The sequence below is a fragment of the Cupriavidus sp. CuC1 genome, assembly GCF_044627735.1.
GTDB lineage: Bacteria > Pseudomonadota > Gammaproteobacteria > Burkholderiales > Burkholderiaceae > Cupriavidus > Cupriavidus ulmosensis.
Genome location: NZ_JBIUHC010000019.1, coordinates 12,407 through 31,779, shown reverse-complemented (window position 1 = coordinate 31,779; position 19,373 = coordinate 12,407). Strand labels below are relative to the sequence as shown.

At 66.4% G+C, this 19,373-nt stretch carries 16 protein-coding genes; 11 read left to right on the top strand and 5 right to left on the bottom strand.

Annotation, left to right across the window (positions count from 1 at the left end; genetic code table 11):
* The first annotated feature begins 580 nt into the window (after window positions 1-580).
* From ACGLHR_RS10920 to ACGLHR_RS10910, 3 genes are all read left to right on the top strand, one after another.
* The gene (locus tag ACGLHR_RS10920) at window positions 581-859 is read left to right on the top strand and encodes a metal/formaldehyde-sensitive transcriptional repressor (protein WP_318236800.1); all 279 of its coding nucleotides are present in this window, start codon (window positions 581-583) and stop codon (window positions 857-859) included.
* 7 nt (window positions 860-866) lie between these two features.
* On the top strand, window positions 867-2,141 hold the full coding sequence (dmeF, locus tag ACGLHR_RS10915; RefSeq protein WP_400093761.1) for a CDF family Co(II)/Ni(II) efflux transporter DmeF: 1,275 nt from the start codon (window positions 867-869) through the stop codon (window positions 2,139-2,141).
* Between the two features lie 697 nt (window positions 2,142-2,838).
* Window positions 2,839-3,351, top strand: a complete 513-nt coding sequence (locus ACGLHR_RS10910) for a MarR family winged helix-turn-helix transcriptional regulator (protein WP_150992356.1) — start codon at window positions 2,839-2,841, stop codon at window positions 3,349-3,351.
* A gap of 6 nt (window positions 3,352-3,357) precedes the next feature.
* Here the strand turns inward: ACGLHR_RS10910 and ACGLHR_RS10905 are convergent, their stop codons facing one another.
* Window positions 3,358-5,706, bottom strand: coding sequence for a molybdopterin cofactor-binding domain-containing protein (locus tag ACGLHR_RS10905; RefSeq protein WP_400093759.1), 2,349 nt, complete (start codon window positions 5,704-5,706; stop codon window positions 3,358-3,360).
* 105 nt (window positions 5,707-5,811) lie between these two features.
* On the opposite strand from ACGLHR_RS10905, the gene ACGLHR_RS10900 reads away from it, so the two are divergent.
* Window positions 5,812-6,564, top strand: coding sequence for a TetR/AcrR family transcriptional regulator (locus ACGLHR_RS10900; RefSeq protein WP_318236804.1), 753 nt, complete (start codon window positions 5,812-5,814; stop codon window positions 6,562-6,564).
* A gap of 44 nt (window positions 6,565-6,608) precedes the next feature.
* Here ACGLHR_RS10900 and ACGLHR_RS10895 read toward each other — a convergent pair whose 3' ends face one another.
* The 4 genes from ACGLHR_RS10895 to ACGLHR_RS10880 are packed head-to-tail and all read right to left on the bottom strand — an operon-like array spanning window position 6,609 to window position 9,969.
* Window positions 6,609-7,241 (bottom strand): N-carbamoylsarcosine amidohydrolase, encoded by a 633-nt coding sequence (locus ACGLHR_RS10895; RefSeq protein WP_400093758.1) that lies wholly within the window; start codon window positions 7,239-7,241, stop codon window positions 6,609-6,611.
* Window positions 7,234-8,316 (bottom strand): 2,5-dihydroxypyridine 5,6-dioxygenase, encoded by a 1,083-nt coding sequence (locus ACGLHR_RS10890; RefSeq protein WP_400093757.1) that lies wholly within the window; start codon window positions 8,314-8,316, stop codon window positions 7,234-7,236. The genes ACGLHR_RS10895 and ACGLHR_RS10890 overlap by 8 nt, the downstream gene beginning before the upstream one ends.
* A gap of 29 nt (window positions 8,317-8,345) precedes the next feature.
* Window positions 8,346-9,188, bottom strand: a complete 843-nt coding sequence (locus ACGLHR_RS10885; RefSeq protein WP_400093756.1) for an alpha/beta fold hydrolase — start codon at window positions 9,186-9,188, stop codon at window positions 8,346-8,348.
* Between the two features lie 28 nt (window positions 9,189-9,216).
* Window positions 9,217-9,969: an Asp/Glu racemase gene (locus tag ACGLHR_RS10880; RefSeq protein ID WP_043352885.1), complete on the bottom strand. Its 753-nt coding sequence runs from the start codon at window positions 9,967-9,969 to the stop codon at window positions 9,217-9,219.
* A 381-nt stretch (window positions 9,970-10,350) separates the two neighbouring features.
* Between ACGLHR_RS10880 and ACGLHR_RS10875 the strand changes: the two genes are divergently transcribed.
* The 7 genes from ACGLHR_RS10875 (at window position 10,351) to ACGLHR_RS10845 (ending at window position 19,368) form a co-directional block, all read left to right on the top strand.
* A complete protein-coding gene (locus ACGLHR_RS10875) occupies window positions 10,351-11,505 on the top strand; it encodes an FAD-dependent monooxygenase (protein WP_318236808.1) in 1,155 nt (384 codons plus the stop codon).
* 78 nt (window positions 11,506-11,583) lie between these two features.
* On the top strand, window positions 11,584-12,090 hold the full coding sequence (locus ACGLHR_RS10870; protein WP_400093754.1) for a (2Fe-2S)-binding protein: 507 nt from the start codon (window positions 11,584-11,586) through the stop codon (window positions 12,088-12,090).
* Complete coding sequence (locus ACGLHR_RS10865) at window positions 12,087-15,089, top strand: c-type cytochrome (RefSeq protein ID WP_400093752.1); 3,003 nt, start codon at window positions 12,087-12,089, stop codon at window positions 15,087-15,089. Before ACGLHR_RS10870 ends, ACGLHR_RS10865 begins: the two co-directional genes overlap by 4 nt.
* Before the next feature lie 403 nt (window positions 15,090-15,492).
* A complete protein-coding gene (locus ACGLHR_RS10860; protein WP_400093751.1) occupies window positions 15,493-16,803 on the top strand; it encodes an MFS transporter in 1,311 nt (436 codons plus the stop codon).
* A gap of 250 nt (window positions 16,804-17,053) precedes the next feature.
* Complete coding sequence (locus ACGLHR_RS10855) at window positions 17,054-17,461, top strand: DUF6088 family protein (RefSeq protein WP_400093749.1); 408 nt, start codon at window positions 17,054-17,056, stop codon at window positions 17,459-17,461.
* Window positions 17,442-18,512 (top strand): nucleotidyl transferase AbiEii/AbiGii toxin family protein, encoded by a 1,071-nt coding sequence (locus tag ACGLHR_RS10850; protein WP_400093747.1) that lies wholly within the window; start codon window positions 17,442-17,444, stop codon window positions 18,510-18,512. Before ACGLHR_RS10855 ends, ACGLHR_RS10850 begins: the two co-directional genes overlap by 20 nt.
* Before the next feature lie 91 nt (window positions 18,513-18,603).
* Complete coding sequence (locus ACGLHR_RS10845) at window positions 18,604-19,368, top strand: IclR family transcriptional regulator (RefSeq protein ID WP_318237205.1); 765 nt, start codon at window positions 18,604-18,606, stop codon at window positions 19,366-19,368.
* Window positions 19,369-19,373 lie beyond the last annotated feature (5 nt).

Genomic DNA, 19,373 nt, shown 5'->3' with positions numbered 1-19,373 from the left:
AGCTCGACTGGCGCGAATCCAAGCCGCGAGAAGTAGCGATTCGCGTCGAGGACAAAGCGCGGCAAGCACGCCAGGCCCACTTCACGCAAGTCCACAACCAATACAAAAGAGCCATCCCTCAGGATGGCTCCGGCAACCCCGCGACAATACGTCCACCGAACCGAGCACCTGAAGCCGAACACTCTGTGGCATCCGTGCCGTCTTGAAGAAATGCCGCTGTTGGACGTGCAATCAAATCGGCGTGTGGCCCACCCCAATGGTCCAAACGCAGAAATGCTTCTTCAGAATTCTTTAGCTGCGATTTGATGCGGGCAAATGATAGTGCCCCTGTATTGCAGCAATAAGACATTGCGCAAGGCACCATTCGCGCAACCGCGCGAATACCAGCGGTCGCGCGTGCTTTATGCGATGCACTCTCAGCCACGTTCTGCGGCGAGCAAAATTGTGCGCATGACGCGACTTGTACAACCCGCTCCGGCTCTCGCCCTTTGCCGCGGACAAGACCCGGAGGCTTGCAAGGTCATCCTACCCTGCTCGGCAAATAACATATACTCCCCCATACTATCTTTGAGGAGAAGCCATGAGCCACACAATCCGCGAGAAACAAAAGCTGCTGAACCGGGTGCGTCGTATCCGTGGCCAGATCGATGCCATTGAACGCGCACTCGAGGAAGAGCAAGGTTGCGTGGGCGTGCTGCAGCAGATCACGAGCTGCCGTGGGGCCATGAACGGCCTCCTGGCGGTGGTACTGGAAGACCACATCCGCACGCACCTTGTCGAAGCCGAACCTGCCCATGGTGACGCCGAGGGCGACGCCAAGGAACAACTGATCGAGGTTGTGCATAGCTACTTTAAGTGAGCCTGCGATGAGCAATTTCTACGACGCCCCGTTTGGGGCAGGCCATGACCACGTGTTCCTGGGCGCCGGACACGAGAAGAACGAGCGCAAGACGTGGGCCGTGATTGTCCTCTGTGCCCTCATGATGATTGTCGAAATCGTCGGTGGCAGCGTGTTCGGTTCACTGGCCCTGGTTGCGGACGGGCTGCATATGTCGACGCATGCCGGCGCCATGCTGATCGCCGCGCTTGCCTACACCTACGCGCGCCGGCACGCCAATGACTCGCGTTTCGTTTTTGGCACCGGCAAGCTGGGCGACCTCGCTGGCTTCACCAGCGCCATCATCCTGGCCATGATTGCCTTGCTGATTGCCTATGAAGCCGTCGCACGATTCTTCTCACCCGTTCCGATTCACTTTGACGAAGCCATTCCCATTGCTGTCGTCGGATTGCTGGTGAATATCGCGAGTGCCTGGCTGTTGAGCGGCGGCGACCATCATGGGCACAGCCATGGCCATGGACACGCGCACGGCGACGAGCATGGCCATGATGATGAGGAGGTAAAGCATATCTCCACGCCGGCGGGCGACTTCGCGCTCGCCATCTTCGAAGATGGCGTGCCACCGGTATTTCGCCTCAGGGCAGAAACGGCAAGCGTGGCGCTACCGGTCAACGCGGTGACCGTGACCACCATCCGGCCAGACGGTAGCCGGCAGGAGTTTGCGTTATTGCGCAAGGCCGGCTACCTGGAGTCCGCGACTGAGATTGCCGAGCCGCATGTTTTCATCGCGGTGGTCGGCGTTGCCGGCAGTGAGCACACCGTAGAATTCGAAGAGCACGACCACGGCCACGAAGATGGGCACGGCGCACACCACCGAGACCACAACATGCGTGCCGCCTACATCCACGTTGTCGCCGATGCAGCCGTCTCCGTGCTGGCTATCATCGGCCTGCTGCTGGCCAAGACATTTGGCTGGCTCTGGATGGACCCGCTCGCCGGTGTCGTGGGCGCGCTGGTGATTGCCAACTGGTCCTATGGCCTTATCCGTGACACCGGCGGCATCCTGGTCGATCTCAACCCGGACCAGCGCATTGCGGGCAAGCTCAAGGCGGCAATCGAGGCCGATGGCGACAGGCTGGTCGACCTGCACGTCTGGCGCGTTGGCCCGGGCCATCTGAGTGCCGTGGTCTCCGTAGTCACCACCGCGCCCCAGCGCGGGCCGCAGTACTACCACGCCCGCCTAAGGCAATTCCGGAGCTTGTCGCACATCACCGTCGAAGTGAACGCTGCGGTTACTGCGTGATGAAACTGGCGCACAAGCCCGTGCTCGAACATCGCGGAACAACGCATCGAACGCCACCCGCCCACGCGCACGTGCTGCGTTCGATACCGCCAAGGCATGCATGACTATTTCGTATGACGGGCCAGTTCTTATGTCCACATCGGCACCCTATACTTCCTGCTGAGAAGGTGGGGGTTCTCTGGTGTGAATGCAGGAGAACAACATGAAACCGTTGAAGAAGGCAGTAGTAGCAGTTGCATCGTTTGCGGCGCTTGGTGCCGCCGCAGGTATTGCAAGCGCAGGGGTACGGCCGGTTGACCCATACACGGACGGCGCCAGGCTTGGGCAGATCCAGGCAAACGCAGGTTCCGTCCCCGCAGGCATGCACAGGCCGGACGGGTGCTCCGACGGGGCGTACACGTCCACGGGTCCGCACTCCCCTTTTACTGATGCTAGCAACGGGGCTTCGGTGAGCGCTGGCCGGGTGGCCGCAACCCTCCCCGAGCTGCTGGCAATAGCCAGGCCAAAAGACTGCGCCCCGAATTGTGGTGGTGAACGGCAAGTTGAAGGCACCGAAGGTACCTGAACACGGGCCGCGCACGGCACGGGGTCCCGGGGCAGGACCCGAGCGGAGCCGCACGCGCAAAAAACCCGCCGCGCGCGGCCCCACTCGGTATACTCCCAGGCACGTTTATCTCATGCCTGCAGACCGCCCATCGTGTCCAACTCCTCCGCGCGCAAGACCGCCGCGCAAAAACCCGCCGCCGCCGATTACGATTTCACCGAGCAAGTGGGGCACCTGCTGCGGCGCGCCTACCAGCGCCATGTGGCGATCTTCCAGCAGACCATTGCCGATTCGCAGCTGACCGCGGCGCAGTTCGTGGTGATGTGCGCGGTCAACGAGCGCGGCTCATGCTCGCTCAGCGAGATTGTGCGGGCCACCGCCATCGACCAGGCCACCGTGCGCGGCATCATCGAGCGCCTCAAGGCACGCGAGCTGGTGGCGGTTTCGCACGACACCAACGACCGCCGCAAGGTGGTGGTCACGGTGACGCCGGCCGGCCATGCGCTGATCGAGGAAACCGTGCCGTTCGCGCACAAGATCTCCGAGCAGACCTTTGGCGACCTCAATCCCGCCGAGCGGGTGGCCATCACCTACCTGCTGCGCAAGATGAGCGAGTTCGACGAGCGCGACGAGCGCGGCAATGCACCGGACGGCGAGCCGGAGTAGCCTGCCTCAAGCTGGCTGGCCGAGCTTGCCGGCCAATGCCGCGAGGACCGTCTCCGGCGTGAAGGGCGCGCGCCGCAGCCGCACCCCCGTGGCATCGAACAGCGCATTGGCAATCGCCGGCGCACCCGGCAGCGATGCGGATTCGCCCGCGCCCATCGGCGCCTCCTCCTGGCGCGGCATCAGCAGCACCTCAATGGGCGGCAGCTCGGGGAAAGTCAGCAGCGGATAGCTGCCCCATTCGCGGCTGGCCACGCCGGCGGCGTCAAAGCGCACCTGTTCCTTGAGCACGCGGCCAAGCGCCTGCACCACATTGCCCTGCACCTGGTGGCGCACGCCGTCGGGGTTGACCATCATGCCGGTGTCTTGCGCCACCACCAGCCGCTCCACCACGATCTGGCCGGTATCGGGTGCCACCGTCAGGTCCACCACCCAGGCGGCCCAGGCGGCGCCGAAGCCCGGGAATTTGCTGTGGATATAGCGGGCATAGGCCACGCCGCGCCCGCGCAGCAGCCCATCCGCATCCGGCTGGCCACGCGTGCCGCGCGCGCCTTCGCGCCAGCCGGCATGCGCCGCCAGCGCGCGCAGCAAGTCCGTGGCGCGCTCGTCGGGCAGGTGGCGCAGGCGGAAGGCCAGCGGATCGGCGTCGGCCTCATGCGCGAGCTCGTCGATAAAGGATTCGTGCGCGAACACGTTGGGCAAGGCCGAGACGCCGCGCAGCCAGGAGGCACGCACGATGGCGGGCGTGTCGTCGCAGCCGATCCGCGTGGCGGCGTAGCGATAAGGTGGCACTGCGGTGCGGTCGCCCATTTGCAGCATGCGTGGCGCGTTGTCGACCACGCCGGTCAGCAGCAGCGCCAGCGTGGGTGCGTCGTTGGACGGATAGCGACTGACAAAATCGTAGGCAAGCAACGCACCATCGGGGCCGATGGCGCCGCGCACGTCCATCAGCTGCGCCGCGCCCTTGGGCTCCCAGAGATGTTCCTGCTCGCGGCTGAGCTGCACGCGCACCGGGCGCCCCACCGCGCGCGACAGCAGCACGGCATCGGCACAAACGTCGTCGGCGCAATTGCGGCCATAGCAGCCGGCGGCTTCCATCCGCACGATCTCGATGCGGCCTTCGTCCAGGCCGGTCAGGCGCGCCAGGTCGATGCGCAGTACATGCGGGTTCTGCGTGCCGGACCAGACGGTGAGTCCCCCCTCCCGATAGTCCGCCACGGCGCAGGACGGGCCGATGGACCCGTGCATCTGGTAGGGCCACGCATAGCCGCGCGACAGCACGCGGCCCGCACTATCCGTGCTATCCGCGGCATCGAACGCGCCTTGCGCATCGCCCTCGTCCACCAGCGTGCGGCGTGTCGCCGGATTGGCGCGCAGCGCGGCCTCGGCGTCTTCCGGCTCGGTGAGCAGGGGCAGCGGCGGCACTGGCTTCCAGTCCACGCGCAGGCGGCGCGCCGCCTGCATGGCTTGCTCCTCGCGCTGCGCGACCACGCCGATGAAATCGCCCTGCACGACCACGTCGACGACACCGGGTACGTCGCGGATCGATGCGCGGTCGACGCCGCGCAGGCTGGTGCCCACAAAGACTCCGCTATCGCGCCCCGCGTAAGGCGGGCGCACCACGCGGCCGTGCAGCATGCCGGGCACGCGCACGTCGTGCACGAAGGTGAGTTGCGCCGTGGCCTTGGCGGGAATATCCACGCGCGGCGCGGCGCGCCCGACCACGCGGTATTCGCTGACCGGCTTGGTGGCGGTGGCGTCGGCCAGCGGCAGCTCGATATGCTCGCCGGCCAGCAGGTCGCCGTAGGCGAGGCCTTCGGCTTTGTCATTGCCTTCAATGCGCAAGCGCAGGCGGCCGTCTTCGGCGATCAGCGCTTCGGGCGACACGCCAAGACGCAGCGCCGCGCGCTCGCGCAGCCAGGCCATGGCCTGCGCCGCAGCGCGGCGCAGCGGCAGTGCGGAGATCTGGATGGTGGCGCTGGCAATGGTGGGGCCCTGATTGGGCGTTGCCTCGGTGTGGCCCAGCGTCATCGCCACGCGCGCCGCCGGCACCTCCAGTTCCTCGGCCACGATCTGCGCCAGCGAGGTGCGGATGCCGGTGCCCAGGTCAACGTGCCCGTTGAAGGCCAGGATCTCGCCGGTGTCCCGCACCGCCACGAAGATGTCCGGCTGCGCGGCGATGTAGTCGGAGGCCGCGCCGGGCTGGCCGGGCGCGGGCCGGGGCGCGGCCTGCGGCGAGCGCGTCACCAGCAGCACGCCGCGAGCCCGCAGCAGGGCGTCGCGCTGCGCGCGGGGGGAGATCGGCGCCGTTGCGGGAGGAGACGCGGACTGGGGTCCGTTGCCGGGGGTCGTTTCCATTCGTTCCATGTCTCAGGTGGGCACGCTGGCGGACTGCCGGATTCCGGTGCCGCCGGCCTTGGCCGTTATACTGCCAGCCTCGAACAAGCAATACGTATCAAACATATGAGCACCCCGACCGCTAAGAAAAGCGCGGCAGCCGGAACCCGGGCCCGGCAAGCTCAGGACACCCGAGCCAAGATCCTCAAGGCAGCCATCAAGGTCTTCGCCTTGCGCGGCTACGAAGGCGGGCGCGTGGAGAAAATCTCTTCGCTGGCCAAGACCTACGACCGCATGATCTATTACTACTTCGGCAGCAAGGAAAAGCTGTTCGTCGAAGTGCTCGAAACCATCTACATCCAGCTCAACGAGGCCGAGCAGGCGCTCAAGCTCGACCCCGAGGACCCGGTGCGCGCGCTGACCCAGCTGATCGACTTCGTCTGGGGCTATTACCTCGAGCACCCCGAGTTCGTCGCCATCCTGTCCAGCGAGAACATGAGCCAGGGCAAGCACGCCAAGAAGTCGAGCAGGCTGCGGGAGATCTCCAGCTACGCCCTCTCGGTACTCGATGGCATCCTGGCGCGCGGCAAGGCTGCCGGGCTGTTCCAGCCCGATGTGCTGGCCCGCGATATCTACCTGGTGATCGCGTCGCTGGGCTACTTCTACAACTCGAATCATCATACGCTCAGCGCATTCCTTGGCGAGCCCATGATGAGCAAGCCGGCGCTGGAGCACTGGCGCAATGTGATCCAGCGTACGGTGCTGAGCACGGTCTGCGTGCCGGGCACCGGCACCGCCCCGGCTGGCGAGACGCTGGCCGAAACCGACGCGGCGGCACCCGCCGCCCGCAAGAAGCCGGCGCGCGCCAAGCGCGCCTGAGCCTCGCATCCGGCGGTCATCGCGCATCGCCGGATGCCTTTCCATCAGGCGGTCGGCGCCCGCGCCAGCAACGCCAACGCTTCGTCACGCGGCATCACGGTGGCGTTCTTCTGCGCCATGTCGAACAAGTTGGCATCGTGCGGCCCGATGGCGCGGTCGCCCACGCAATCGGACAGCACCAGCGGCCGGAACCCGTACGACATGGCATCGACCACGCTGGCGCGCACGCAGCCGCTGGTCACGCAGCCTGCCACCAGCAGCGTCTGCACGCCGCGCTGGTTCAGCCACGCGGCCAGCGAGGTGCCGAAAAAGGCAGATGGCACGGTCTTGCGCACCACTAGTTCGCCGGCACGCGGCGCCAGTTGCGTGACGATGGCGCTGTTATCGCTGTCTTCCTTCAGGCCCAGCAGGCCGGGCACTTTCAGCGTGAAGATATTGTGGTCGCTGTCGTCGTCGGCAAACACGATGCGGCTGTGCGCCACCGGCCAGCCCTGCTCGCGCGCCGTGGCCAGCAGGGGCCCGGTATTGGCGATGGCCTCGGGGATATTGCCGCCGCCAAAGACGGCCGGGTCGGCGAAACCGTTGACGAAATCGATGATCAGCAGGCCGTAGGGCGCCTTGGGTTCCAGCGTGGCGCCGAAGCCCTGGCGCTGGTAGGTCTTCACTTCATCATGCATGGATGGCTCCCTTGGCATCTCGTTGCTGCTCTTGCTGGTACTCGCGATCCAGCACCTTCCCATGTTCAACCACCGCCTCGCCGTCCAGCCGCACCGTGCAATGGCGCACGGGGATATCGATATGGCACGCCGTGGTGCGGCTGCCGCCGGCTTCGTTATTGGGGCCGAAGGAACACAGGAAGTTGCCTTCGAACGCGCGCGCATCCATGCCGATGGTGGCCTCGCGGTCATACATGGCAAGCGTGGACCAGCGCGCGCGCGGCTGCAGCCCCCAGCCGATATGCGACATGGCGTAGGCCTCGGGATCGTTGAACGAGGCCATGTAGTCGCTCAGCAGCTCGGCATCCAGGCCGCCTTCGATGCTGGTGACGTAGCCCTTGTTCACCGTGATGTCGATCGGCTCCTGCACATAGGATTTCATCGGCAGCAGGATGTCGCCGCGATCCAGCACGATGCGCCCGCTGGTGCCGCCCTCGTCCGGCCAGGTCAGCACGAAGCCGCTCGGCCAATGGTCCCAGCGGCCCGGCTCATCGACAAAGCCGTACTCGCTGATGGCGGGAAACTCGCCCAGCGCGCAGCGCAGGTCGGTACCGGCATCCGAGGTGATGTGCATCTCCCGCGCGCGCGCCAGCCGCGCCGTGGCGGCTTTCACGCGAGTGCGGTCGGCTTCGGTGGGCACCAGCCGCACCAGCACCTCGGGCGGCTCCACTGCCAGCAGGATCTTGGTGCCGCCGGAGAGGATCTCGTGCTGCTCGGGCGAGAACAGCAGCGTCATCAGGTCCAGCACCAGGTCGCTGGCCTTGAGCGCGGCGATGGCAGCCGGGTTGCCCGTCAGTGGCGTGGTGCCGAGATATGCCAGCGCGTCGCGGCTCAGCGCCTTGTCGCCGTTGACGGGCGGCAGGTCCAGGCGATTGACGATGGCGCCCATCGCGGTGGCCGCCAGCTGCGCGGTGCGCAGCGTTTGCGGATGGGTGGCGGCGCCGGTCAGCACCGTGACGGTCTGCCCGGGCTGCAGCCTGGACAGCGTGAGCACCTGGCGCCAGGCCTGGGTCAGGTCGTGATCGCTTACTGGCATGTTCTCTCCTTTCTCATGAAGCAGGCGGATCAGGCCGCAGCCTGGTCCTGCAGCAGCGGCGCACCGAGGAAATCGCCGAAGGCGCGGTAGAAGCCCGCCTCGTCGTCCCACGGGATCATGTGGCCGGCGTCCGGCACGCGCGCTACCTGCACGGCGGGCAGCAAGCCGCGAATCTCTTCAATGTCTTCGGCGCGGATCACGTCACCGCGGCCGGCCACCATCAGCAGCGTGGGGACCTGCACCGACGGCATGTCCGCGTGCACGTCATCGCGGTGAAAGTCCTCGAAGCTCGTGACGATGGCGCGCTCATCACAGGTATGCAGCCACTCGGCGCGCAGGCGCAACTGCTCTTCCGTCCAGGTCGGGCAGAAGCGGCGCATGCCTTCGGCGTCGATGCCCTGGCGCGCCAGCCGGATCGAATCCACGTACCACGGCAGTTGCGAGGGATAGGCGCGCCGTCCCGGGCCGGAAACGGGCGGGTCCACCATCACCAGCCGGGTCAGCCCGGCGGGATTGCCGCGCGCGGCGCGGATGCCGATGCGCGCGCCCATGGAATGGCCGACGATGGCATAGCGCGCCAGGCCGAGCGCACGCGCGAAGGCGGTCACATCCGCCGCCTGCGCGTCCAGCCCGTAGTCCAGCGCATCGCCGGCCTCGGACAAGCCGCGTCCGCGAACATCCAGGATGTAGGTGTCGAAGTGCTTGCCGAACTGCTCGCCGACAAAGCCCCAGGTGACCGCCGGGCTGGTGATGCCGGGCACGATCACCACGGCGTCGCGCCGCGCGCGCGCGCCGGTGTCGCCGCCGTAGCGCAGGTAATGCTGGCGGATGCCGTTGGCGAACACATTGCCGCCGTGGAGAAACTGGCTCATTGCTGGACTCCCTTTGCCGAAGGCATGATCAATAAGCACCCGACAGCAGCGCGCCCGCGCCGGGCACGACCGGCTCCAGGTCGAGCTGCTTGAGGATCGCGTAGGTGGTGGCGATGGCGGCGGTGATCACGGGCTTGCCGGTCATGGCTTCCACCTTGGCCACCGCCGGCAACGACGGCATCTGCACGCAGGCGGACAGCACGATGGCGTCCACGTCCTTGGTGTTCATCTGCGCGACGATGCCGGGCAGCCTGGCGGGGTCGTGGCGGCCCACTTCGAGGTTGTCGGGGATTTCCAGCGCGCGCCAGTCCACCACCTCGTAGCCTTCATTGCGGATGTAGTCCACCACCAGCTCGGTGAGCGGCTTCATGTACGGCGCGACCACGGCGATGCGCTTGGCGCCGATCACCTTGAGCGCGTCGATCAGCGCACCGGCGCTGGTGATCACGGGCGCGTCCGCGCCGTTGGCGGCGGTATGGGCCTGCAAGCGCTTTTCGGAGACGCGGTGGTAGCCGTGGCCCATGGCCATGATGGCCACCAGGCAGGCGTAGCCCAGCACGTCGACGCGGGCGTCGCTCAGCTCCAGCGCGCAGCGGTCGGACTCGGCGTCCATGGCCGCCAGTTCTTCCTTGACCACCTTCTTCATGCGCATGCGGCTGGAATGGAAGGTGAAGCGTTCGGGGCGGACCTGCTGGCGCAACGTCAGCATCGCCGGGATCTCGGTTTCCATGGTGGTGTTCGAGCTCGGCACGATCTGGCCGATACGGAAAATTTTCTGCACTGTCGACTCCGTCATCTGTCTGTTTTTGTCCACCCGCCCTGGCGCCCGTCCTAGCGGCAAGCACCCTGCACGGCCGGACCGGAGCCTTCAGCGGTCTCCGTGTCCTGCGAACGATTGTAGTGTACACATGCTATTTTCACAATAAGGCACTGGACGGCGGACGGCGCACCATTTCAGTGCCTACTTAATGAATAAACTCATCATATGGTGCATATTTTCACGGTTTATGAGCATTAAATCGAGTCAGTCACTTTGATATCAGGGTTTTCCATAGGAGTGCAACGTCATTTCTTTACAAGCAAATTTCTCGTGTGTACACTCGATTTACCGATTGGCCAGACGGCCTCTTCAGACCCACATCACACCGCCAGGAGAAATATCGTGCAAGGCAAACCACGGATCGCAGTGATCGGCGCCGGACTGGGGGGGACGGTTGCGGCCGCCCTGCTGCAGCGCGCCGGATTCCAAGTCAAGCTGTATGAGCAGGCACCGGCGTTCTCGCGCCTGGGCGCCGGCATCCACGTCGGGCCGAATGTGATGAAGATCATGCGCCGCCTCGGCATCGAAGATGCGCTCAACGACATGGGCTGCCACCCGGACTTCTGGTACAGCCGCGACTGGGAAAGCGGCGAAGTGGTTGCCAAGATCCCGCTTGGGGATTACGCGTTGTCGCACTACGGCGCCAGCTACCTGACCGTGCACCGTGGAGATTTCCACGCCCTGCTGACCGAGGCGGTGGCCCCCGGCACGCTGCTGTTCGACAAGAAGCTGGCCAGCGTGGAGGACCTGGGCCACGTGGTGCGCCTGAGCTTTGCCGACGGCACGGTGGATGAAGCCGATATCGTGATCGGCGCGGATGGCGTGAACTCCCGCATCCGCGAGACCCTGCTGGGCGCCGAGCCGCCCAAGTACACCGGCTATGTGGCGCACCGCGCCGTGTTCCCGATCTCGCGTGTCAAAGGCTTCACCCACGACCGCTGTACCAAGTGGTGGTCCGACGATCGCCATATGATGGTGTACTTCGACACCAGCAAGCTCGACGAGATCTACTACGTCACCGGCGTGCCCGAGCCCACCTGGGACATGGCCAAGAGCTGGCTGCCCAGCAGCATCGAGGAAATGCGCGCCGCGTTCGACGGCTGGCACGAAGGCGTGCAATCGCTGATCGAAGGCACGGTGGAAGTGACCAAGTGGCCGCTGCTGGAGCGCGATCCGCTGCCGGTGTGGAGCCGCGGCCGCCTGGTGCTGCTGGGCGATGCCTGCCACCCGATGAAGCCGCACATGGCGCAGGGCGCGGCCATGGCCATCGAAGACGCCGCCATGTTGACCCGCTGCCTGCAGCAAACCGGGCTGTCGGACTTCAGCGCCGCGTTCTCGCTGTATGAAGCCAACCGCGCCGAGCGTGCCGGCAAGGTGCAACTGGTTTCGCACAACAACACGTGGCTGCGCACCAACGAGAACCCGGACTGGTGCTTCGGTTACGATGTGTTCAACGAGCCGCTGGTGGAAGCCGGGCGCGTGGCCGTCGCAGCCTGAGCCACGCCCCAGCCAGACCGCCGGGTGCCTTTGGGCTCCCGGCCAAGCGAGTGATGTTCTAAAACGCCCCAGCCCCCGATGAACACGCCCCGCCCCCTGTGCCTCCGGGTCAACCGGACTACATACCAGCTCGATGCCGAGGTCGATCCCGACACGCCGCTGCTCTATGTCCTGCGCAATGACCTCGCCTGCAACGGGCCGAAGTACGGCTGCGGGCTGGGCCAGTGCGGCGCATGCACGGTGCTGGTGGACGGGGTGGCGGCGCGCTCCTGCGTGATTCCCGTGAAAGCGGTGGCGCAACGCGCCATCACCACGCTCGACGGGCTGGGCGCGGCCGGGCAGCCCGACCCGGTGCAGCAAGCCTTTATCGATGCGCAGGCCGCGCAGTGCGGCTACTGCCTGAACGGCATGATCATGACCGCCAAGGCACTCCTGGCGGAAAACCCCGACCCCGATGAAGCGCAGATCCGCGAGGCCTTGCGCTTCAACCTTTGCCGCTGCGGCACGCACGTGGAGATCCTGCGCGCGGTGCAACGCGCCGCCGTGCTGCTGCGCCAGGCCGCCGGCCAGGATGGCGCGGCATGAGCGGGCGCGACGACCTCGTCATGGCGCAGGCCGGCCCAGCCGCATGGCAACCGCCGCCCGAGCGGGAGCGGCTGGCAGGGCACGTCATCCGCCCGCCCGTGCTGGCATGGCAAACAGGCACGCTGCGCAGTGCCCGCCTGATCGATTGCGATGAGGCGGCCGCGCGCGCCCTGCCAGGCATTGCCACGGTATTGCGCCGTGGCGACTTTCTCGGCGTTGCGGCCGATACCGCGCCGCAGGCGCTGCAAGCCGCCAGCGCGCTGCGCGCCCGCTGGCAGGCGCCGCCGAAAGCAGCATCCTCGCGCATGCCGCTTACCCGCCGCATCCTTGCCGAATACGGCGACACCGCGCAGGCCATGGCGAATGCTGCTGGCCAGAACGCGCAGGACTATCGATGGCCACTTGCCGGCCTGCAAGCCGCCGGCTGCACCGCGATAGCCGACTGGCGCGGCGGTACGCTGCGCGTGTGGCTGCCCAGCCGCAGCCCCGGCGCGCTGCGGGCGGAGCTGGCCGCCTTGCTCGGCATCGGCGAAGACCGCGTCGCATTGATCTGCTGGCAAGGCGCCAGCCGCGTTGAGGATCCCCTGTACGCCCACCACGCCGCCGCCGATGCCGCCCTGCTGGCGCATGCGGCCGCGCGCCCGGTGCAGGTCCGCGTGGAGGCCTTTGAGCTTGGCGCCACGCAAGCGGTGGTCAACACGCATATCGAAAGCGCATGGACGCGCGATGGCGATATCGCCGCCCATGCCGTCAACGCGGCAGTGGATGCACGCGGCAGCGCGGCGCTCAGGCACGCGCCGCCGCTGGCCTTGTGGCTCACCCGCACCACAGCGCCGGTCAGCGAGATCGAGCCCCAGGCAAGCGCCCCGCACGACGCGGCCGATGCTGCCATGCTGCCACCCTACCGCTTTGACAGCCTGAGCGTGACGCAGGCCGACCTGCCGGGCCAGCCACGCGCGCCTGGCACGCCAGCGCAGACGGCGCGTGCCTACGTCTTCGCACATGAGTCGCACCTGGACGAGGTGGCAGCTGCCAGCGCGCAAGATCCCGTGGCCTTGCGGCTGCGCCATCTCGACGACGCGCGCGGCGCAGGCCTCGTGCGCCGGGTCGCGGCGCAGGCCAACTGGCAGCCGCGCGGCGAACGCCCGCTGGCGCAACAGAACGTAAAGCGCGGACGGGGCTTTGCGTACGCCAGCACCATCGAAGCCGGCCAGGCCGATGGCGGCCAGCCCGTGCAGAGCTGGTCCGCATGGGTGGCGGAAGTCGAGGTGGATGCGAGCACCGGCGAAGTCCGCGTCACCGGCGTCACGCTGGGACACGACAGCGATGCGGGCGAACAAGGCGGGGCCGATGCCCTGGCCTTGCAGCAGGAAGCCGCGCACGCCGCACAGCAACTCACCGTCGACGCCAGCCGCTTCGATAGCTGGCCCGCCGCCAGCGTGCCAGCCCTGCGCGATGCGAGCCTGCCGGCACTTGCCACCGCGCAGTTGCCGGAAGTGCGCATTGCCGGCGCGCTGGGCCCCGCCAACGCCACGCTCGGCACGAGCGCGGCAGCCACCCTGCCCGCCGCGCCGGCCGTGGCCAATGCCATCTTCGACGCCACCGGCGTGCGCCTGCGCGAGCCGCCCTTCAGCGGCGACCGCATCCGGCTTGCGCTGGCCGCGCAGGCCAATCCCGAAGGCACGCTCAAGCGCGGCGCCGCCCGCAAGCGCAACTGGCTGCTGGCCGGCGCCACCGCAGCGGCCGGCTTGCTTGCCACGGCCATGCCGTGGCGCGCGCCCATTGCGCCCGTGGCCCCGCCCGAAGCCGGCTTCTACTCGGCCGCCACCATCGAGCGCGGCCGGCTGGTAGCGGCCGCCGGCGATTGCGCGGTCTGCCACACGGCGCCCAACGGCGTGCGCAATGCCGGCGGGCTGGCGCTGGACACGCCATTCGGCACCATCTACAGCACCAACATCACGCCCGATGTCGAGACCGGCATCGGCAACTGGTCCTACGCGGCTTTCGAGCGCGCCATGCGCCAGGGCATCCATCGCGATGGCCGGCATCTCTACCCGGCATTCCCCTACACCGCCTTCGCCAAGACCAGCGATGGCGACCTGCAAGCGCTCTACGCTTACCTGATGGCCGCCGAGCCAGTGCGCGCCAAGGCGCCCGAAACCGCGCTGGCCTTCCCCTACAACCTGCGCCCGCTGATGGCCGGATGGAACCTGCTGTTCCACAGCCCCAAGCCCTTCGAGGCCAATCCGGCCCGCTCGGCGCAGTGGAACCGCGGCGCCTACCTGGCCGAGGGCCTGGGCCACTGCAGCGCCTGCCATTCGCCGCGCAACGCGCTGGGCGCCGAACAGGGCGGCCGGCGCTATCTTGGCGGCGGCGAGGCCGAGGGTTGGGAAGCGCCCGCGCTGGGCAAGCTGTCGCACGCACCGGTGCCGTGGACAGAACAATCGCTGTTCTCCTATTTGCGCACCGGCTACGCCCCGCATCACGGCGCGGCGGCCGGGCCGATGGCGCCGGTGATCGAAGAACTGGCGCTGCTGCCCGAGGACGATGTGCGTGCCATCGCGCACTATGTGGCGTCGCTTGGCGACACGCAGCCCGACGCGGCGGCGGCCAGTGAGCAGGCGCGGCAGCTTGAGCAACGCAGCGCCGATGCCGCGCGTACGCTTGGCGGGCCCGCCGCGCGCCTCTACCAGAATGCCTGCGCGGTCTGCCACCAGGGCGACCAAGGCATCAAGCAATTCGGCATCAAGCCGTCGCTCGCGCTCAATACCAACCTGCACGGCGACAAGCCCGACAACCTGATCCGTGTGCTGCTGGACGGCATTCCCGCACCGGCGGCGAGCGACCTGGGCTATATGCCGGCCTTTGGCGAGAGCCTGGACGACCGTCAACTGGCGCAGCTGGTGCATTACCTGCGCGCCCGCTTCGCCCCCGACAAACCCGCCTGGGGCAACGTGGACGACACCCTCGCACGGCTGCGCGCGGCTTCCACGCATTAAGCAGGCACTGAACAAAACCAGGCCGGCCTGAAGCCATCGGGCCGCCATTTTTCCGGCAAGCCACCTTGCCGCCGCCCCTTGCCGCACATACCCCTCGCGGCAAGGGGAAAACCCCGAGGAGAAAACCGCCGCCACGCTCTTGCTAGCTCGTTTTATGTAGCTTACGCTGAACGATCATGTAGCAGGCACTACATGAGTGCCGGATGAAGGATAGCGGTGCCGCCCCTGCACAAGGACAGCGCGCGGCACCCCGGAGAGCCGGCCTGAAACCATAAAAAACAGCCCATCCATCACTGAACAGGCCTGGCCCGCTGCTTGCATAAGAAACAGCACAAGCCAGCCGCCCGCAGCGGTGGCAAAGACACACACACGGTAGACAACGGTAAACAGTAAAGGAGTGAACATGTCGTATCAGTATCAAGACGGCGCGGCGGGGGTACTACCCGCGGCGGCCGAGCCAGACATCTACCGCAAGGTGACCTGGCGCCTGATCCCGTTCTTCTGCGCCTGCTATCTCGCCGCCTATCTCGACCGCATCAACGTCGGGCTGGCCAAGCTGCAGATGCTGAACGACCTGCACTTCAGCGAGACGGTCTACGGGCTGGGCGCGGGCCTGTTCTTCGTGGGCTACATCCTGTTCGAGGTGCCCAGCAACCTGGTGCTGCAAAAGGTGGGCGCGCGGATCTGGATCGCCCGCATCATGGTGACGTGGGGCCTGCTGTCCGGGGCGACCATGTTCGTCAACACGCCAACCCAGTTCTACGTGCTGCGCTTCCTGCTGGGCGCGGCCGAGGCCGGCTTCCTGCCCGGCGTGCTGCTGTACCTGACCTACTGGTTCCCCACCCACAAGCGCAGCAAGATCATCGCGCTGTTCATGATGGGCCTGCCGCTTGCCAGCATGATCGGCAGCCCGGTGTCCGGCTGGATCATGACCGCGTTCGCCGGCATGCATGGCTGGGCCGGCTGGCAGTGGCTGTTCTTCCTGGAAGCCATTCCCTCGGTGCTGCTGGGCGTGATGGTGTTCTTCTACCTGCCCAACGGCATCAAGGACGCCAAGTGGCTGCAGGCTGACGAAAAGCGCACGTTGCAACGCAACCTGGATACGGACGTGCTGGTGGAAAGCAGCCACTCGCTCAAGGCGGCCTTTACCGACCGCCGCGTGTGGATGCTGGGCCTGATCGACATGTGCCTGCTGATGGGCACGTACTCCATCGGCTTCTGGATGCCCACCATCATCCGCGACTCCGGCGTGGCCAGCCCGCTGCACATCGGCCTGCTCACCGCCATCCCGCACGCCGCGGCGGTGATCGGGATGCTGCTCAACGGTGCGCACTCCGACAAGACGCGCGAGCGCCGCTGGCACATCGTGCTGCCCATCCTGGCTGGCGCCGCCGGACTGGTCGGCAGCACCTTCGTCACCGGCTCCACCTCCGCCACCTTGCTGATGCTGACGGTGGCCAACGTGGGCATCGTGGCGACCTTCCCGGTGTTCTGGTGCCTGCCATCCACCTTCCTGAGCGGCACCGCGGCCGCCGCCGGCATTGCGCTGGCCTGCTCCATCGCCAACCTGGGCGGCTTTGCGGCCACCTACCTGCTGGGCTGGCTGAAGGACACCTTCCACAGCCCGAGCGCCGGCCTGATCCTGTTCGCCGGCTGCCTGGTGGCCAGCTGCTTCCTGGTGCTGGCCATGCCGGCCAAGGTGGTCAACCGCTAGCGTATGGCCAGGCCATCCGGCTTTCGTGCGCTGAGGGCACGGCCGGCTTAAGCGAAGAGGCAAAGGGCTCTCGAGGTATCGGGAGCCCTTTTTTTTGTGGGTTTTAACGCACCTCACCACTTAGCTCGTCCGCAAAAACTTCTCGTCAATGAGCAGATTCTGAAAGCCATTTCCCTGATGGTTAAGCCGGTTACCGGCATTTCCTGTGATAGAGTCACTCTCAGTACAAATCTGACCCGGCAGGTAAGCCATGAAACTGGAAGATCGAATCAACCGCTCGCTTTCGCGGCGCGCGGCGACTGTCGTCCTGCGCTCTGAGCTTGCCAAGATGGGAAGCACCGCGCAGGTTGGCCGTGTGCTAGCCCGTCTCGTGGACGAGGGCAAGCTGGTCCGCGTGAGCAAAGGTGCGTTCGCCAAGACGCGCATCAACAAGTTCACTGGAAAGCCGACGCCCGCCGGCACGTTGGAGGACATTGCAGCCGAGCTTTTCCAAAAGCTCGGTATCGCGGTCTCCCCGAGCCAGCTCGCTGAGGAATACAACAGCGGCAGGAGCACCCAGATCCCGATGGGAACCATTGTCAACACCGGGCGCCGGCGCATCAGCCGGCAAATCACGGTAGGCGATCGGACCATCCAATATGAAAGCCATCACCGCTGAGCTCAAGTCTGACATTGAAGACGCTGCCACCGCAGGCCTGTTGAGCAGCTTGCCGCCCGCGGTGGCGGAAAAGGACATCCACATTACGGATGCGCTGATTGCACTTTCCAAAATCCGGATTACGCACATCGCGCATCGGCAAGAGCGCAGGAAAGGCGACACGCGCCCGGCCCAGGTAGTACTGAAGAGCCAGCTCGTCTTCGCTGGCGGCACGTGCCTGTCGAAGGCCCACGGCCTCATCGAGCGGATGTCGGAAGACATCGACATCAAGGTTCTGCTGGAGGACGTCCCGGATGGCTATGCGCTGCCCAAAGGACATTCGACTCGCAAGCGTCTAGGCGACATCCAGGCCGAGCTGGAGGAGCGCCTGACCCAGGCTGGTTTCGTCTTTGCGAAAATCAAGGACGAGAACAATCCCTTCTCCAACGACAACCGTCGCTACTACAGGCTCGCGGTTGAGTATGGTCCGCAGTTCAAGGATGTATCGGGCGTCTTGCGTCCAGAGCTGAAAGTCGAGCTCATCCATCGTCCGCCGAAGCTCCCGGTCGAAGCGCTCGAGATGGGCTACTGGCTGGACAGCGTCATTTCCCGTGCAGCGCCGGTCCGCTTTGAGATGGTCACGATCTCGGTCGCCGAAACCCTCGCGGAGAAGGTGCTTTCGCTCTTGCGACGCTGCGCCTGGAAGTGGGATGGGCACCAGCGTGGCGAGTCCGATCCGGCGCTGGTTCGCCACGTTTATGACGTCTGGCGTATCCACGCGGCACGACCCGACGCGATCGAGCCCGCTCGCGATGTCTTTGCTTCACTCGTGGCAAAAGACCTTGAAGAGTTCAGGGGCCAGCATCCTGGGTTCGATGCCACGCCCTACGTCGTCCTCAGCGGCGCCCTGGAGCGCGCCCGTAGCGACGAAGGCCTGCGGCAAGATTTCTCGCAGCGTCTGCTTCCTCTCCTGTTCGCCAAAGAGAGGCCTGACTTCGAGGCCTGCTTTGCGTCTTTCGCCGCAATCGCGGAGCACTTCCTGACAACGGCGAGTGTGACCAAGCCCGGCTAGCGCCCCCCGACACCGGGCCTTCTCGACAACAAAGATTGAGCCGCGCGCCGCTTATCCGTACCATGCTGCCCATGCAAAGCAGGATATCGGTATGACTCTCAAGACTCTGGACGGCGCGCTCGCCTTGCTGACCTACTTCACGGTGCGCCAGCCCACCTGGGGTGTGCGCGAGCTGGCCAAGCACAGCGGCGTGCATCACGCGGTGGTGCACCGCGTGCTGGCCACCTTCGCCGCCAACGGTTTCCTGGTGCAGGATGCGGCCAGCGGCAAGTACTCGCTCGGGCTGCGGCTGTTCGAGCTGGGCCAGGTGGTGCGCAAGACCTTCTCGCCGGCCGAGGTTGTGCAGCCCGTGCTGGAAAAGCTGGCCGCGCAAAGCGGCGAGACTGTCTTCCTGTCGTGGCTGGACGGCCATGAAGGGCTGTGCGTCGGCATGGTCCAGAGCCAGCATCAGCTGCGCTTCTCGATTGAACTTGGACAGCGCTTTGCGCTGCACGCGGGCGCGCACGCCAAGGCCATCCTGGCCTTCCAGGACGACGCTTTCCGGGCCCGGGTGCTGGAAAACGCCAGGGCGCACGCGCAGGACCAGCCCACGCTGGCCGCGCCCGATCCCGCCGTCATCGAGCCCCAGCTTGCCGAGATCCGCGAGCAGGGCTGGGCCCACACGCGCGGCGAGGCCGCCGCCAGCGTGGCGGGGCTGGCCCTGCCGCTCTGGTCGCGCGACCAGACCGAGGTGGTCGGCTCGCTGGCCATCGCCGGCCCGCAGCAACGCCTGAATGAGGAATCGGTCCCGCGCATGCTTGAAGCCCTGCGCGAGGCCAGCCGCCGGCTGGAAGAGGTGGTGGGCTTCGGGCGCTAGTGCCG

Coding starts and splice junctions, on each gene's coding strand:
- ACGLHR_RS10920 (WP_318236800.1), top strand. CDS start 581: ATGAGCCACACAATCCGCGAGAAACAAAAGCTGCTGAACCGGGTGCGT.
- dmeF (WP_400093761.1), top strand. CDS start 867: ATGAGCAATTTCTACGACGCCCCGTTTGGGGCAGGCCATGACCACGTG.
- ACGLHR_RS10905 (WP_400093759.1), bottom strand. CDS start 5,706: ATGGAAACGACCCCCGGCAACGGACCCCAGTCCGCGTCTCCTCCCGCA.
- ACGLHR_RS10900 (WP_318236804.1), top strand. CDS start 5,812: ATGAGCACCCCGACCGCTAAGAAAAGCGCGGCAGCCGGAACCCGGGCC.
- ACGLHR_RS10895 (WP_400093758.1), bottom strand. CDS start 7,241: ATGCATGATGAAGTGAAGACCTACCAGCGCCAGGGCTTCGGCGCCACG.
- ACGLHR_RS10890 (WP_400093757.1), bottom strand. CDS start 8,316: ATGCCAGTAAGCGATCACGACCTGACCCAGGCCTGGCGCCAGGTGCTC.
- ACGLHR_RS10885 (WP_400093756.1), bottom strand. CDS start 9,188: ATGAGCCAGTTTCTCCACGGCGGCAATGTGTTCGCCAACGGCATCCGC.
- ACGLHR_RS10870 (WP_400093754.1), top strand. CDS start 11,584: ATGAACACGCCCCGCCCCCTGTGCCTCCGGGTCAACCGGACTACATAC.
- ACGLHR_RS10865 (WP_400093752.1), top strand. CDS start 12,087: ATGAGCGGGCGCGACGACCTCGTCATGGCGCAGGCCGGCCCAGCCGCA.
- ACGLHR_RS10860 (WP_400093751.1), top strand. CDS start 15,493: ATGTCGTATCAGTATCAAGACGGCGCGGCGGGGGTACTACCCGCGGCG.
- ACGLHR_RS10855 (WP_400093749.1), top strand. CDS start 17,054: ATGAAACTGGAAGATCGAATCAACCGCTCGCTTTCGCGGCGCGCGGCG.
- ACGLHR_RS10850 (WP_400093747.1), top strand. CDS start 17,442: ATGAAAGCCATCACCGCTGAGCTCAAGTCTGACATTGAAGACGCTGCC.
- ACGLHR_RS10845 (WP_318237205.1), top strand. CDS start 18,604: ATGACTCTCAAGACTCTGGACGGCGCGCTCGCCTTGCTGACCTACTTC.